Below are 14505 nucleotides of genomic sequence, written 5' to 3' on the forward strand. Positions count from 1 at the left end.
GAATTCTACAGCGTTACACACTGCTGTCAACACCTCTTTTTCTCCGCTTTCGACCGAGAAGATCGAAACGTTAATAGCGCCAAACAACCCTGCTCTACCAACTCCTTCCAGGCTTCGATGAACTGAAGCAGGTCGCTGTCGAATCTTGCGCAACTCTTTGTTTATCAAGGAGTTTTCCGTTTCGACTGCGCCGGAAGTGGGGCGAATTATAGACAGATATAAATCGCCGTCAACAGTTAATTTCAGACTTATTCGGATTTGAGCGTAATACGCGCAAATGCCTTCTTCCCAGCCTGGCAAACATGGGTCGCACCCAGCGCGTATATAAAGGTGCGATCAACCACTTCACCATCGATACGCACACCACCGGAACCCAAGAGGTCACGCGCGACCGCCGAGTTCTTCACCAGGCCTGCCTTATTAAGGACGGCCGCGATCGGCATTGCCTCGGCAGCAGTCAGCTCGATCTCCGGCAGATCATCCGGCAGCTCACCATCCTTCATCCGGTTGCCCGCCGCACGGTGAGCACTGGCCGCAGCCTCCTCGCCATGGAAACGCGCAACAATCTCTTCAGCCAGCTTGATCTTCACGTCGCGAGGATTGGCACCCGCCTCGACATCCGCACGCAGCGCATTGATCTCATCCATCGAGCGGAAGCTCAACAGCTCGAAGTAACGCCACATCAGCGCATCCGGAATCGAAACCAGCTTGCCGTACATCACGCCCGGCGCTTCCTGGATACCGACATAGTTGCCCAGGGACTTGGACATCTTCTTGACGCCGTCCAACCCCTCCAGCAACGGCATGGTCAGAATGCACTGAGCCTCTTGCCCATACGCACGCTGCAGCTCACGCCCCATCAGAAGGTTGAACTTCTGATCGGTGCCACCCAACTCAACGTCAGCGCGCAACGCCACCGAGTCATAGCCCTGGACCAGCGGGTACAGGAACTCATGGATCGCGATCGGCTGGTTGGTCGAATAGCGCTTGTCGAAGTCATCGCGCTCAAGCATGCGCGCCACGGTGTACTGGGATGTCAGACGAATGAAGTCCGCCGGCCCCATCTTGTCCATCCAGGTGGAGTTGAACGCCACCTCGGTCTTGGCCGGATCGAGAATCTTGAACACCTGGGTCTTGTAGGTCTCGGCATTCTCGAGAACCTGTTCACGGGTCAGCGGCGGACGCGTGGCGCTCTTGCCGCTTGGATCACCGATCATCCCGGTGAAATCCCCTATAAGGAAGATCACCTGATGCCCCAGGTCCTGGAACTGGCGCAGCTTATTGATAAGCACGGTATGGCCCAGGTGCAGATCCGGCGCAGTCGGATCAAAGCCGGCCTTGATACGCAGGGGCTGGCCACGCTTGAGCTTTTCGATCAGCTCCGCCTCGACCAACAGTTCTTCCGCACCACGTTTTATCAGCGCTAGCTGCTCTTCAACCGACTTCATAACAGACCCGCAAGGCTCAGATTCAAAAGGGAACCAACCATACAAGATCAGGGACTAATTACAAGTTTTGCCCTGCGCACGGACACCGTTCGACAAGCCCGGCGTTCGCGAGCTTGCGTCACAGATGATTTGGTTATATTTTATACAGTTATTTCATCTTCATCATGTCAGTCATCTTTTCCATTTCATCTTCAAAGTCAAAATTACCTATGACCACAGAACCGTCTAAAGCGCCGCCGCTTTACCCAAAGACCCACCTGCTCGCTGCAAGTGGTATCGCCGCCCTTCTGAGCCTGGCACTCCTGGTATTCCCTTCCAGTGACGTAGAAGCCAAACGAACATCCCTGAGCCTTGACCTGGAAAGTCCCGCAGAACAACTGACACAAGATCAAGACGCTTCCGACGCGCAACAAGCCACAAATGCATCCGTCGATTCGCCGTTTGCCCAGATCGAAAGCGCCCCGGACGAAACCGACAAAACCGCCCAGCAGCAGGCTGCACCTGCCGTAGCGCAGGCCAAGAACCCCCAGCATCGCGAGGTGCTCGTCGGCAAGGGCGACACGCTTTCCACCCTGTTCGAGAAGGTCGGCCTACCTGCCACTACGATTAATGAGGTCTTGGCCAGCGATAAACAAGCCAAGCAATTCACCCAGCTCAAACGCGGTCAAAAACTCGAATTCGAACTGACCCCAGATGGCCAGCTGAACAACCTGCACAGCAACCTCAGCGACCTGGAAAGCATCACCCTGACCAAGGGTGCCAAGGGTTTCGCGTTCAATCGCATCACCACCAAGCCAGTGATGCGCTCCGCCTACGTACATGGCGTCATCAACAGCTCGCTGTCGCAATCGGCCGCCCGTGCCGGCTTGTCCCACAGCATGACCATGGACATGGCCAGCGTGTTTGGCTACGACATCGACTTCGCCCAGGACATCCGCCAGGGTGACGAATTCGACGTGATCTACGAGCAGAAGGTCGCCAACGGCAAAGTGGTCGGCACCGGCAATATCCTCTCCGCGCGCTTTACCAACCGCGGCAAGACCTACACCGCCGTGCGCTACACCAACAAACAAGGCAACAGCAGTTACTACACCGCTGATGGCAACAGCATGCGCAAGGCCTTTATCCGCACACCTGTGGATTTCGCCCGCATCAGCTCGCGCTTCTCCATGGGACGCAAGCACCCCATCCTGAACAAAATCCGCGCCCACAAAGGCGTCGACTATGCAGCGCCGCGCGGCACGCCCATCAAGGCCGCAGGTGACGGCAAGGTACTGTTGGCCGGACGTCGCGGCGGTTACGGCAACACCGTGATCATCCAGCACGGCAACACCTACCGCACGCTGTATGGCCACATGCAAGGCTTCGCCAAGGGCGTACAGACCGGCGGCAACGTGAAGCAGGGCCAGGTGATCGGTTATATCGGCACGACCGGCTTGTCCACCGGCCCACACTTGCACTATGAATTTCAGGTCAATGGCGTACACGTCGACCCGCTGGGCCAGAAACTGCCGATGGCCGACCCGATCGCCAAGGCCGAACGCGCGCGTTTCATGCAACAAAGCCAACCGCTGATGGCACGTATGGATCAGGAGCGCTCCACCCTGCTGGCTTCGGCGAAGCGCTAAGGTATGCCGCTCTATATAGGCGTGATGTCAGGGACCAGTCTCGATGGCCTGGATATCGCCCTGATCGAACAAGAGGCGGCGATCAAGCTGATCGCCACTCACTACATCCCCATGCCAGACAGCCTGCGCGCGGAGCTGCTTGGCCTGTGCGCCAGCGGCCCGGATGAGATCGCCCGCTCGGCAATGGCCCAGCAGCACTGGGTGACACTCGCCGCCCAGGGCATCCATGCCCTGCTCGACCAGCACAACCTCAAGCCCCAGGACATTCGCGCGATCGGCAGCCATGGGCAGACTATCCGACATGAACCGGCACGCGGTTTCACCGTACAGATCGGCAACCCTGCCTTGCTCACCGAATTGACCGGCATCACCGTGGTCAGCGACTTCCGCAGCCGCGACGTTGCCGCAGGTGGCCAGGGCGCGCCATTGGTACCGGCCTTTCATGAAGCACTGTTTGACGAACGCAGCGGGAATCGTGCGGTTTTGAACGTCGGAGGTTTCAGCAACCTCAGCCTGATCGAGACCGGAAAACCCGTAGCCGGCTTCGACTGCGGCCCGGGCAATGTCTTGCTGGATGCCTGGATTCATCAACAGCGCGGCGAACACTTTGATCGCGAGGGTCAATGGGCCGCCAGCGGCAAAGTCGAACCTCAGTTGCTCAACACGCTGCTCAGTGACCCCTTTTTCTTGACCAAAGGCCCGAAAAGCACCGGGCGCGAAGTGTTCAACCTGGGATGGCTGCAACAACACCTGGCGCGCCTACCCGCCTTCGCCCCCCAGGACATCCAGGCCACGCTGCTGGAACTGACGGCCCTGACCATCGTCGAGGCCCTGCAAACCGCCCAACCCCAGACAAACACCCTGCTTGTCTGCGGCGGCGGCGCGCATAACCGCACGCTGATGAAGCGCCTGGCCACGCTATTGCCATCGACCCAGGTCAGCAGCACCGCCACCTGCGGCGTAGACCCCGATTGGGTCGAAGCCATGGCCTTCGCCTGGCTGGCCCATTGCTGCCTCGAAGGCATCGCCGCCAACCGCCCCAGCGTCACTGGCGCACGCGGGCTACGGGTGCTGGGCGCGATCTACCCCGCCTGACTGCCCGCCAGAATCCGCAGACAGCAAAACGCCGCTTGGCCGATCAAAGCCAAGCGGCGTTTTTGTATCCGCTACCGATCAGATCGAGAACGAAGACCCGCAACCACACGTAGTCGTGGCATTAGGGTTCTTGATCACGAAACGCGAACCCTCCAGACCTTCCTGGTAATCCACCTCGGCGCCTGCCAGGTATTGGAAACTCATGGGGTCCACAACCAGGCTCACGCCCTCGCGCTCGACGATGGTGTCGTCATCGGCCACTTCTTCATCGAAGGTAAAACCGTACTGAAACCCTGAACAACCGCCGCCCGTAACAAATACGCGCAGCTTCAAGCGATCATTACCCTCTTCATCGACCAGGCTCTTCACCTTGTGCGCAGCACCGTGGGTGAATTGCAAAGCCGTGGGGGTGAAGGACTCAACGCTCATGCTGATAATCTCCCGGCGTACCGCCGCCATATGCGTAATGGTCGGTATTATCCGCTTCTCCTAGAAAAGCGGTCAACTATTGTTACGGTATATCAATCTGCGCAGCCGCCATTAAAAACACAAAAGGCCCGATCGACGGGCCTTCTGCTTGGCGACCTGACAGCCTTACGGCAGCATGCCTGCGTGGGACAAGCCCAGCTTCTCATCCAGGCCGAACAGGATGTTCATGTTCTGCACCGCCTGGCCCGAAGCGCCCTTGACCAGATTGTCGATCACCGACAGCACCACCACCAGATCACCGTCCTGCGGCCGATGCACGGCAATCCGGCACACGTTGGCGCCGCGCACGCTGCGGGTTTCCGGATGGCTGCCGGCCGGCATCACATCGACGAACGGCTCGTTGGCGTAACGCTTTTCAAACAGCGCCTGCAAATCCACCGAGCGATCCACCACCGTCGCATACAGTGTCGAGTGAATACCACGGATCATCGGAGTCAGGTGCGGCACGAAGGTCAGCCCCACATCCTTACCGGCGGCGCGACGCAGCCCCTGGCGGATTTCCGGCAGATGACGATGCCCTTTTACCGCGTAGGCCTTCATGCTTTCCGACGTCTCGGAGTACAGCGACCCCACCGCCGCCCCACGCCCGGCGCCGCTGACGCCCGACTTGCAGTCGGCAATCAAGCGCGAAACGTCGGCAAGCCCGGCTTCGAGCAATGGCAGGAAGCCCAACTGCGTCGCGGTCGGATAGCAACCCGGCACAGCGATCAGGCGCGCTTGCTTGATCTGCTCACGATTGACTTCCGGCAGGCCGTACACCGCCTCTTCCAACAGCTGCGGCGCGCCGTGTGGCTGGCCGTACCATTTGGCCCACTCGTCGGCATCCTGCAGGCGGAAGTCCGCCGACAGATCGATGACCTTGGTGCCCGCGGCCAGCAACTCGCCGGCCAGCGCATGAGCCACGCCGTGGGGGGTGGCAAAGAACACCACGTCACAGGCGCCGAGGGTCTTGATGTCCGGCACGCTGAACGCCAGGCCGTCGTAATGGCCTCGCAGGTTCGGGTACATATCGGCCACAGCCAGGCCGGCCTCGGATCGGGAAGTGATGACCACCACCTCAGCTTGCGGATGCTGCGCCAACAGACGCAGCAATTCGACACCGGTGTAACCCGTGCCGCCGACGATACCGACCTTGACCATAAACCTGCCCTCAAAGAACCCACTGGAAAGCCGTCGATAATAGGGGCCGCATTGTCCTGCGACAACCGCCAAGGTGACGTAAGGACGCATGAGCCACTACTATCTTCAGTTACCGTGAACCTGGGAATAACTAAAAATGCTTTATCTATGGGTCAAAGCCTTCCATATCGTCAGCATCGTGTGCTGGTTTGCCGGGCTGTTCTACCTGCCGCGCCTGTTCGTCTACCACGCCCAAAGCGAAGACACCGTCAGCAAGGAACGCTTCAGCGTCATGGAGCGCAAGCTGTATCGCGGCATCATGGGCCCGTCGATGCTTGCCACGCTGGTCTTCGGCATCTGGATGATCGCCCTCAACCCCGGCCTCTTCCATATGGGCGCCTGGCTCCACGTCAAGCTGACCCTGGTCGTTCTGCTGATCGGTTACCACCACATGTGCGGCGCGCAGGTAAAACGCTTCGCCCGTGGCGAAAACACCCGCAGCCATGTCTTTTATCGCTGGTTCAATGAGTTCCCGGTTCTGATATTGCTGGCTATCGTAATTCTGGTCGTGGTCAAACCGTTCTAACGTCAATGCCTCGGGGTACCTCCAATGTCGCTGCCCGCTTTGCTTGAACAACGTTTGCGCCTGCCCGTCGTGGCCGCGCCGATGTTCCTGATTTCCAATCCGCAACTGGTCCTGGCGTGCTGCCGCAATGGCGTGATCGGAAGTTTCCCGGCACTGAACCAGCGCGAAAGCAGTGGCTTCAAGGCCTGGCTGGAGGAAATCGAAGCGGGCCTGGCGCAGTTGAGCAACCCTGCGCCCTACGCCGTCAACCTCATCGTCCACCACAGCAACCCACGGTTGGAGGCAGACCTGGCGATCTGCGTCGAGCACAAGGTGCCGATCGTCATCACCAGCCTCGGCGCGGTGAAGGCGTTGGTCGATGCGGTACACAGCTACGGCGGCCTGGTCTTCCATGACGTCACCACTCGACGTCACGCCGAGAAAGCCGCCGAAGCCGGGGTGGACGGCCTGATCGCCGTGGCCGCCGGCGCCGGTGGTCATGCCGGCACCTGGAGCCCGTTCGCGTTGATCGCCGAGATTCGCCAGTTCTTCGATAAAACCCTGCTGCTGGCCGGCTGCCTCAACCACGGGCACGAAATCCTGGCCGCCCAGTTGCTGGGCGCGGACCTGGCGTATCTGGGCACGCGGTTTATCGCCACCGCCGAAAGCCACGCGCCGGATGCATATAAAGAGATGCTGCTCACATCAGGCGCCGTCGACATCGTACACACTGCCGCAGTCTCCGGCGTGCCCGCCAGCTTCATGCGCCAGAGCCTGGCAAACGCCGGTTTCGACCTGGCCGCCCTGCAAGGCAAAGGCGAAGTCAATTTCGGCGCCAAGCTCAAGCCGTTGAACGACGAGGCCAAGGCCTGGAAGACCGTATGGTCCGCCGGCCAGGGCGTCGGTGAGATCGATGATTTGCCCGGCGTCGATGAACTCATTGCGCGCCTGGATGCCGAATACCGCGAAGCCCGCGAGAAGGCGGCACAGTTGCGCTGGCCGCGCTGATACACTTGCCGGGCCCGCCCATTGAAGCGGGCCTGCCCCCTCCCCTGTAACATGACAAGGATGCCCGCATGAGCGACAACCGTTTCAAGATTGTGTTTGATGGAGCCCTGCTCCCGGGTGTCGAAAGCACCACCGCTAAACTGAATCTCGCCGAATTGTTCAAAAGCAACGTTGAGGCCATCGAGAAGCTCTTTACCGGTCGCCCCGTCGCCCTCAAGCGCGACCTCGCGCGCCCCGATGCCGAAACCTACCTCACCGCGCTGAAGAACGCCGGGATCGACGCGCGTATCGAAGCCGAACAGCCCGTGGCCTTCAGCCTTGACGAAACCCACGAGACCGAGCCCTCTGCCCGCCCTGCCGCCTCCCCGTATGCACCACCGCGTGCCGCAGTAGGTGACGATTTGCCGGAGTACGCCGAGCTCAAGATCTTCACGATCCATGGCCGCATCGGTCGCCTGCGCTACCTGGCCTGGACGCTGGTACTCACCGTCGCGATGCTCGTCGCCTCGGGCATCCTCGCCACTGCCGGCTTCGCCGTGGCGACCGCTTCGCCGACGGCGGGCATCATCCTGGGCTCGCTGCTGGGTTTCGCGCTGTTCGTGGCGATTGTCTGGGTCAGCGTGCAAATCGGCGTGCAGCGTCTGCACGACCTGGGCTGGTCCGGCTGGCTGTACCTGCTGAACCTGGTGCCGCTGGTGAACAGCATTTTCCCGCTGCTGCTGCTGGTGTTGCCAGGTAACACCGGCGCCAACCAGTACGGTGCGCCGCCACCGCGCAACTCCACGGCAGTGAAAGTCCTGGCCTCCCTGTGGCTGGCGTTTATTCCGTTGATGCTCATCATCTTGATGGCCTTGGGGATGAACGGCTACCTGGACCAACTCGAAAGCAACGTGGACAGCAGCTACGAAAGCAGCTCCATCACCTCCGATGAAGACGCCGATCAAAGCGTGATCGTCAATGAAGAAGACGTGCAAAGTGCTGACGACGCGGCCGAACCTGTAGACTCTCCAGAACAGTGAAAAAACGCCCGCCGCCTGTGATGCCTCTGTCACAGGTCCGGCGGCGTTGCGATGGAGAAAGGCATGACCCGTTACGCTCTGATCACCGGTGCCTCCAGCGGCATCGGCCTGGCCTTGGCCGAAGCACTGGCCCGGCGCGGCCGCAGCTTGATTCTGGTGGCCCGCCAGCGTGATCAGTTGGAAAGCATTGCAATCGAATTGACGCAACGCTTCGGCGTCGAGGTGCTGTTCCGCGCCTGCGACCTGGGTGAGCCGCTGCGTTTGTCCGGGTTCCTGTTGGAGCTTGAGGAAGGCGAACGGCAGATCGACTTGCTGGTCAACTGCGCTGGCATGGGCACCAGCGGGCCGTTCCTGGCCCAGGACTGGATGACCGAGCAGGACCTGATCGAAGTCAACATCCTCGCCCTGACCCGTATGTGTCACGCCCTCGGCAATGCCATGGCCCTGCATGGCGGCGGGCAGATCCTCAACGTCGCCTCGATCGCCGCATTCCAGCCCGGCCCGTGGATGAGCAGTTACTACGCCAGCAAAGCCTATGTATTGCACTTCTCCGAAGGCCTGCGCGAAGAATTGAAAACCTGCGGCATCAAGGTCTCGGTGCTGTGCCCCGGCCCGACGCGCACGGCCTTCTTCGGCACGGCGCAAATGGACACCGCCAAGCTCGAGCGCAGCGCGCACTTGATGAGCCCGGAAGAAGTGGCGCTCTACACCGTGCGCGCCCTGGAAAAAAACCAAGCCATCATCATCCCCGGCCGCCGCAATCGCTGGCTCGCCTTCAGTCCGCGCTTGAGCCCACGCTGGCTGACCCGCAAGCTCGCCGGCGCGATCAACAAGGCCTATTGCCCGCGCTGAAGGCCTGAGTACACTCACCCTGCACATTCACCATGGAGAAACAGCTTTGGATACTCTGTTCACCAAGATCATCAACAGAGAAATACCCGCGAAGATCATCTATGAAGATGATCAGGTCCTCGCCTTCCACGATATCGCCCCACAAGCGCCGGTACATTTTCTGGTTATCCCGAAAAAACCGATCCGCACCCTGAACGATCTGACCGAAAGCGACAAAACCCTGGCTGGGCACATCCTGTTCACCGCTCAGCGCCTGGCCCTGGAACAGGGCTGCGAGAAGGGCTTTCGTGTGGTGATGAACTGCAATGAAGACGGTGGACAGACCGTTTACCATATCCACATGCATGTGCTGGGTCAGCGCCAGATGAACTGGCCGCCGGGCTGATACGCCTGACACACGGGTCGCCGGCCTCCCGCATGCGACCCCATGCCCTTGACTCAACGCAAACGCTTCGCCCTCTCTTGCGGTAAACTGGCCGCCGAGATTCTTCCCGGAGGTCAGCATGACTACCCAACGTCACTACTCGCCAATTGACCGTCTGTTGTTGCAAGCCGACACGGCCATACGCACGCTGCTGCCATTCAGCGGCCAGCCGTATCGCCCGTCGCCCGCCATCGTGCAGCCCGATGCACAGATGAACGAGACCGACACCCGCCACGTCGCCGGCCTGATGCGTATCAACCATACCGGCGAAGTCTGTGCCCAGGCGCTGTACCAGGGCCAGGCGCTGACCGCCAAGCTGCCGCAAGTGCGCGCAGCCATGGAGCATGCCGCCGAGGAAGAAATCGACCACCTGGCCTGGTGCGAGCAACGCATTCGCCAATTGGGCAGCCATCCCAGCGTGCTGAACCCGCTGTTCTATGGCCTGTCGTTTGGGATTGGCGCCGCAGCCGGCTTGATCAGCGACAAAGTCAGCCTGGGGTTTGTCGCGGCCACGGAACAGCAAGTATGCAAGCACCTGGATGAGCACCTGGAACAGTTACCGACCGAAGACGAAAAGTCCCGGGCGATTCTTGAACAGATGCGTATCGATGAAGAACACCACGCAGAAAGCGCACTGGACGCCGGTGGTTTCCGCTTCCCGGCGCCGGTGAGGTTTGGCATGAGCCTGATGGCCAAGGTCATGACCAAAAGCACCTACCGCATCTAACCTGCAAAAAAGGGCGCTATCAAAGCGCCCTGTCTTTATTGCCGGCGAATCCCTGGATCAGCCCAACTCAATGATTTCGTAATCATGGGTAATGGCGACACCGGCCGCGCCCAGCATGATCGACGCCGAGCAATACTTCTCAGCCGACAGCTCGATGGCACGCTTGACCTGGGCTTCTTTCAGCGCCCGGCCCTTGACCACGAAATGCATGTGGATCTTGGTGAACACCTTGGGATCTTCAGTCGCACGCTCGGCTTCGAGGAAGGCTTCGCAGCTTTCCACGGCCTGGCGGGACTTTTTCAAAATGCTGACCACGTCGAAATTGCTGCAACCGCCTACACCAAGCAGGAGCATTTCCATCGGGCGTACGCCCAGGTTGCGGCCACCGGCTTCCGGCGGACCGTCCATGACCACGACATGGCCACTGCCCGACTCACCGAGGAACATGGCTTCGCCCGCCCATTGGATGCGTGCCTTCATCGCCCAGACTCCACTGCTAAAAAAGGGTCGCCAGCTTAGCACACGGCCCGCGGCCGGCAGCTTTTGCGCGTAAAGCCATCAATCGCCACAGTTACCCGGTAAATTGGCTAATCGAGTCACAATGTGTCTGGTAAGCTGGCGCCAAATGAATGGCGCATTGCCATCCTTTGTACAACGTGTATCAATGCAGATACAGCTGGATAAAAACAAATCCAACCACCCTGTGCAGTCTTTTTCGGGATACAACCATGGTTGCTTTTACTCCCATACCCAAGATCAAGAATCTCGACAGACTGCTGACGCATTGCCAGAGTCGTCGCTACCCGGCCAAGCACAACATCATCTGCGCAGGCGAACGCTCCGAAACACTGTTCTTCATTATCAAGGGCTCGGTCACCATCCTGATCGAGGATGAAGACGGCCGCGAGATGATCATTGCCTACCTCAATACCGGCGATTTCTTCGGCGAGCTGGGGTTATTTGAACAAGCGGGCAAAGAACAGGAGCGCAGCGCCTGGGTGCGGACCAAAATCGAGAGCGAAGTGGCCGAGATCAGTTACACGAAGTTTCGTGAACTGACCCAGCACGATCCCGACATCCTCTATGCACTGAGCGGCCAGATTGCCCAGCGCCTGCGGGACACCACGCGCAAAGTCGGCGACCTGGCATTCTTTGATGTCACCGGCCGTGTGGCCCGCTGCCTGTTGGAGCTGTGCAAGCAGCCCGACGCGATGACTCACCCCGATGGCATGCAGATCAAAGTCACGCGTCAGGAGATCGGGCGCATTGTCGGTTGTTCGCGGGAGATGGTCGGTCGCGTGCTCAAGGATCTGGAAGAACGCAACCTGGTAGACGTCAAAGGCAAGACGATGGTGGTGTTCGGCACCCGTTAAACCGGCAGGAAGCTGGCCAGCATCTGCCGGTACAGCCCATCCAGCCGGCTGAGCGCGTCCGGTGCGGGGAAGGCTTCGTGCAGGGCGATATGGCTGTCGGCGCGAACGCGCTGTTCCAGGCCGCAGGCTTGATTGAAGCGATTGACCGCCGCGATCAGTTCTTCGCGATCGTTGTCCAGCAACAAGGCTCCGTGTACCAGCCCCACCGGACGGCCACCACTTTGGCGCCAGCGCTGGGCGGTGCCGACCATTTTGCGGCCATTGAGGTTGACGTTGTAGCGGCCGTCGCAGAACGCGCCGTCGATTTCGCCGACGGAAGCATCGCCGCCCAGTTCGATCAGCAAGTCACAGATCGGCTGGCACAAACGCAGGTAGCCGGTTTCGATGCGCCCCTGGTCGCCTTCGCTGCGCGGCGGTGCGTAGACCAGGGCGATATTGACCGTGGCGTTTGATTGCGGCACCGGCTCGCCGCCGGTTTCGCGTAACAGCACCGGCCAACCCGCCTGCGCCGACACCTGGCTAGCCAGCTCGAACGCCGGCAAGCGGCTCAAACGACGCGGCATCACCAATGCCTGGTCGCTGGGTTGCCAGAACAGCAATCCAAACGCCCGCTCACCCGCGCACACTTCAGCCAGTAAGGCCTGCTCGGCAGCAAGCCCGGCTTCGACGCTCATCGACACTGGCTGGATCATCGAACACCTACCTCGCTGAATAAACACAAAACCCAATGTGGGAGGGGGCTTGCCCCCGATAGCGGAGTGTCAGTCAGTACATCTATCAACTGATACACCGCCATCGGGGGCAAGTCGAACCGTCGCACCGCCCCTCCCACATGTTGACCGCACTTCAAATACTGACCGCGGTTTGATCAATCCAGGGTCGAACCGCTGACTGCCACACCACGCTCCGGGAAGAACAGACGTTGCAGTTCGGCGCCCGGGTTCTCGGCGCGCATGAAGGTCTCGCCCACCAGGAACGAATACACGTCGCTGATTTCCATCAGTTCCACGTCGGCGCGGTTAACAATGCCGCTTTCGGTAATCACCAGGCGGTCGCGCGGGATACGCGGCAGCAGGTCGAGGGTGTTTTCCAGGCTGACTTCGAAGGTGTGCAGGTTGCGGTTGTTGACCCCCACCAGCGGTGTGTCGAGGGTTTTCAGCGCACGTTCCAGCTCATCGCCGTCGTGGACTTCCACCAGCACGTCGAGGCCGACGCTTTTGGCCACGGCCGCCAGCTCGGCCATCTTCACGTCATCCAGCGCGGAGACGATCAGCAGCACACAGTCGGCGCCCAGGGCACGGGCTTCAACGATCTGGTATGGATCGATCATGAAGTCCTTGCGGATCACCGGCAACTTGCACGCGGCGCGGGCCTGTTGCAGGAACAGGTCGGAACCCTGGAAGAAATCGACATCAGTCAGCACGGAGAGGCAAGTCGCCCCGCCTCTCTCATAGCTGACGGCGATGTCGGCCGGTACGAAGTTTTCGCGGATCACGCCTTTGCTTGGCGAGGCCTTCTTGATTTCAGCGATGACAGCCGGCTGCTTGAGCTTGGCCTGAGCGATCAAGGCCTTGGCGAAGCCACGCGGCGCATCGGCGATTTTCGCCTGGCTTTCCAGCTCGGCCAGGCTCACGCGGGCACGGCGTTCAGCGACTTCTTCGGCTTTGCGGGCCAGGATCTTTTCCAGAACGCTCGGCACACTCATCCTTCATTCTCCATCTTGAACACCGCAGTAAAGGCCCCCAGTTCTTCGAGCTTCTCGCGGGCAAGGCCGGTGTGCAATGCATCATGCGCGAGGGCCACGCCTTCGTTAAGACTATAGGCGTGATCGGCGGCATAAAGCGCGGCACCGGCATTGAGCACAATCATTTCGGCGGCTTTCTGGCCGTTTTCGGTCTTGCGACGCCCCAAGGCGTCCTGAATCAGCGCCAGGGAGTCCGCCGGGCTTTCCACTGCCAGGCCGTGCAGGCTCTGGCTCTTCATGCCGAGATCTTCAGGCTCGACCCAATATTCGGTGATCTGATCATTCTTCAGCTCCGCCACAAAGGTCGGCGCCGCCAGGCTGAATTCGTCCAGGCCGTCTTTGGAATGCACCACCAGCACATGCTTGCTGCCCAGGCGCTGCAACACTTCGGCCAACGGCCGGCACAACGCCTGGCTGAACACGCCGACTACCTGATGCTTCACACCGGCCGGATTCGTAAGCGGGCCGAGCATGTTGAACAGGGTGCGCAGGCCGAGATCCTTGCGCGGGCCGGCGGCGTGTTTCATCGCGCCGTGGTGGGACTGCGCAAACATGAAGCCAATGCCCACGTTGTCGATGCAGCGCGCCACTTGTACGGGGGTCAGGTTCAGGTAGATCCCGGCCGCTTCGAGCAGATCCGCGCTGCCGCTTTTGCCGGACACCGCTCGGTTGCCGTGTTTGGCCACGGTGCAACCCGCTGCCGCGACCACGAAGGAGGCCGCCGTGGACACGTTGAAAATATTCGCACCGTCGCCGCCGGTGCCGACCACATCGACCACGCCGTCGAGGGTCTTGAGCTCGACCTTGTCTGCCAGCTCGCGCATCACCGACACGGCGCCGACGATTTCGTCGATGCTCTCGCTCTTCATACGCATCGCCATCATGAACGCGCCGATCTGCGCGTCGGTGCATTGACCGGTCATGATCTCACGCATCACATCGCTCATTTCCGCGGTGCTCAGGTCCAGATGGCCGACGATACGGCTCAGGGCAGTCTTGATATCCATGAAAAGT

The 14505-nt window shown here is 60.3% G+C and carries 16 protein-coding genes; 9 read left to right on the plus strand and 7 right to left on the minus strand.

Features of this window, described 5'->3' with window-relative positions:
* Nucleotides 1–248: 248 nt before the first annotated feature.
* Nucleotides 249–1448 carry a tyrosine--tRNA ligase gene (gene tyrS / locus AC07W0_RS20685; protein WP_017847777.1) on the minus strand — a complete coding sequence of 400 codons (1200 nt, stop codon included), beginning with the start codon at nucleotides 1446–1448 and terminating at the stop codon, nucleotides 249–251.
* 209 nt (nucleotides 1449–1657) lie between these two features.
* Here tyrS and AC07W0_RS20690 point away from each other — a divergent pair, with 209 nt between their 5' ends.
* Nucleotides 1658–3076 carry a peptidoglycan DD-metalloendopeptidase family protein gene (locus AC07W0_RS20690; RefSeq protein WP_017847778.1) on the plus strand — a complete coding sequence of 473 codons (1419 nt, stop codon included), beginning with the start codon at nucleotides 1658–1660 and terminating at the stop codon, nucleotides 3074–3076.
* A 3-nt stretch (nucleotides 3077–3079) separates the two neighbouring features.
* Complete coding sequence (locus AC07W0_RS20695; protein ID WP_102618115.1) at nucleotides 3080–4171, plus strand: anhydro-N-acetylmuramic acid kinase; 1092 nt, start codon at nucleotides 3080–3082, stop codon at nucleotides 4169–4171.
* A 78-nt stretch (nucleotides 4172–4249) separates the two neighbouring features.
* On the opposite strand, the gene erpA is transcribed toward AC07W0_RS20695, so the two are convergent.
* Nucleotides 4250–4600: an iron-sulfur cluster insertion protein ErpA gene (gene erpA, locus AC07W0_RS20700; protein WP_007906865.1), complete on the minus strand. Its 351-nt coding sequence runs from the start codon at nucleotides 4598–4600 to the stop codon at nucleotides 4250–4252.
* Between the two features lie 165 nt (nucleotides 4601–4765).
* Nucleotides 4766–5800, minus strand: a complete 1035-nt coding sequence (gene argC, locus AC07W0_RS20705) for an N-acetyl-gamma-glutamyl-phosphate reductase (RefSeq protein WP_017847781.1) — start codon at nucleotides 5798–5800, stop codon at nucleotides 4766–4768.
* A 136-nt stretch (nucleotides 5801–5936) separates the two neighbouring features.
* On the opposite strand from argC, the gene hemJ reads away from it, so the two are divergent.
* From hemJ to coq7, 6 genes are all read left to right on the plus strand, one after another.
* The gene (gene hemJ, locus AC07W0_RS20710) at nucleotides 5937–6365 is read left to right on the plus strand and encodes a protoporphyrinogen oxidase HemJ (RefSeq protein WP_017847782.1); all 429 of its coding nucleotides are present in this window, start codon (nucleotides 5937–5939) and stop codon (nucleotides 6363–6365) included.
* A 24-nt stretch (nucleotides 6366–6389) separates the two neighbouring features.
* Nucleotides 6390–7352, plus strand: a complete 963-nt coding sequence (locus AC07W0_RS20715; protein WP_102618116.1) for an NAD(P)H-dependent flavin oxidoreductase — start codon at nucleotides 6390–6392, stop codon at nucleotides 7350–7352.
* A gap of 68 nt (nucleotides 7353–7420) precedes the next feature.
* Nucleotides 7421–8371, plus strand: a complete 951-nt coding sequence (locus AC07W0_RS20720) for a DUF805 domain-containing protein (RefSeq protein WP_017847784.1) — start codon at nucleotides 7421–7423, stop codon at nucleotides 8369–8371.
* 63 nt (nucleotides 8372–8434) lie between these two features.
* The gene (locus AC07W0_RS20725) at nucleotides 8435–9223 is read left to right on the plus strand and encodes an SDR family NAD(P)-dependent oxidoreductase (RefSeq protein ID WP_017847785.1); all 789 of its coding nucleotides are present in this window, start codon (nucleotides 8435–8437) and stop codon (nucleotides 9221–9223) included.
* A 46-nt stretch (nucleotides 9224–9269) separates the two neighbouring features.
* Nucleotides 9270–9608 carry a histidine triad nucleotide-binding protein gene (locus AC07W0_RS20730; protein ID WP_017847786.1) on the plus strand — a complete coding sequence of 113 codons (339 nt, stop codon included), beginning with the start codon at nucleotides 9270–9272 and terminating at the stop codon, nucleotides 9606–9608.
* Nucleotides 9609–9726: 118 nt separating this feature from the next.
* Entirely contained in the window at nucleotides 9727–10374 is a 648-nt protein-coding gene (gene coq7, locus AC07W0_RS20735) for a 2-polyprenyl-3-methyl-6-methoxy-1,4-benzoquinone monooxygenase (protein WP_017847787.1), read from the plus strand.
* A gap of 57 nt (nucleotides 10375–10431) precedes the next feature.
* Here coq7 and AC07W0_RS20740 read toward each other — a convergent pair whose 3' ends face one another.
* Nucleotides 10432–10854, minus strand: a complete 423-nt coding sequence (locus tag AC07W0_RS20740) for an OsmC family protein (protein ID WP_005792019.1) — start codon at nucleotides 10852–10854, stop codon at nucleotides 10432–10434.
* Between the two features lie 248 nt (nucleotides 10855–11102).
* On the opposite strand from AC07W0_RS20740, the gene crp reads away from it, so the two are divergent.
* Nucleotides 11103–11747 (plus strand): cAMP-activated global transcriptional regulator CRP, encoded by a 645-nt coding sequence (gene crp / locus AC07W0_RS20745; protein WP_017847788.1) that lies wholly within the window; start codon nucleotides 11103–11105, stop codon nucleotides 11745–11747.
* On the opposite strand, the gene AC07W0_RS20750 is transcribed toward crp, so the two are convergent.
* The 3 genes from AC07W0_RS20750 to trpD all read right to left on the minus strand — a co-directional run bounded on the left by AC07W0_RS20750 (nucleotide 11744) and on the right by trpD (nucleotide 14498).
* Nucleotides 11744–12439: a lipoate--protein ligase family protein gene (locus AC07W0_RS20750; protein ID WP_017847789.1), complete on the minus strand. Its 696-nt coding sequence runs from the start codon at nucleotides 12437–12439 to the stop codon at nucleotides 11744–11746. The two genes, crp and AC07W0_RS20750, sit on opposite strands and share 4 nt — an antisense overlap.
* 176 nt (nucleotides 12440–12615) lie before the next feature.
* Nucleotides 12616–13452 (minus strand): indole-3-glycerol phosphate synthase TrpC, encoded by an 837-nt coding sequence (gene trpC / locus AC07W0_RS20755; RefSeq protein ID WP_102618117.1) that lies wholly within the window; start codon nucleotides 13450–13452, stop codon nucleotides 12616–12618.
* On the minus strand, nucleotides 13449–14498 hold the full coding sequence (gene trpD, locus AC07W0_RS20760; RefSeq protein WP_017847791.1) for an anthranilate phosphoribosyltransferase: 1050 nt from the start codon (nucleotides 14496–14498) through the stop codon (nucleotides 13449–13451). The genes trpC and trpD overlap by 4 nt, the downstream gene beginning before the upstream one ends.
* Nucleotides 14499–14505: the final 7 nt, after the last annotated feature.

The sequence above is a fragment of the Pseudomonas sp. GW704-F2 genome, assembly GCF_059423025.1.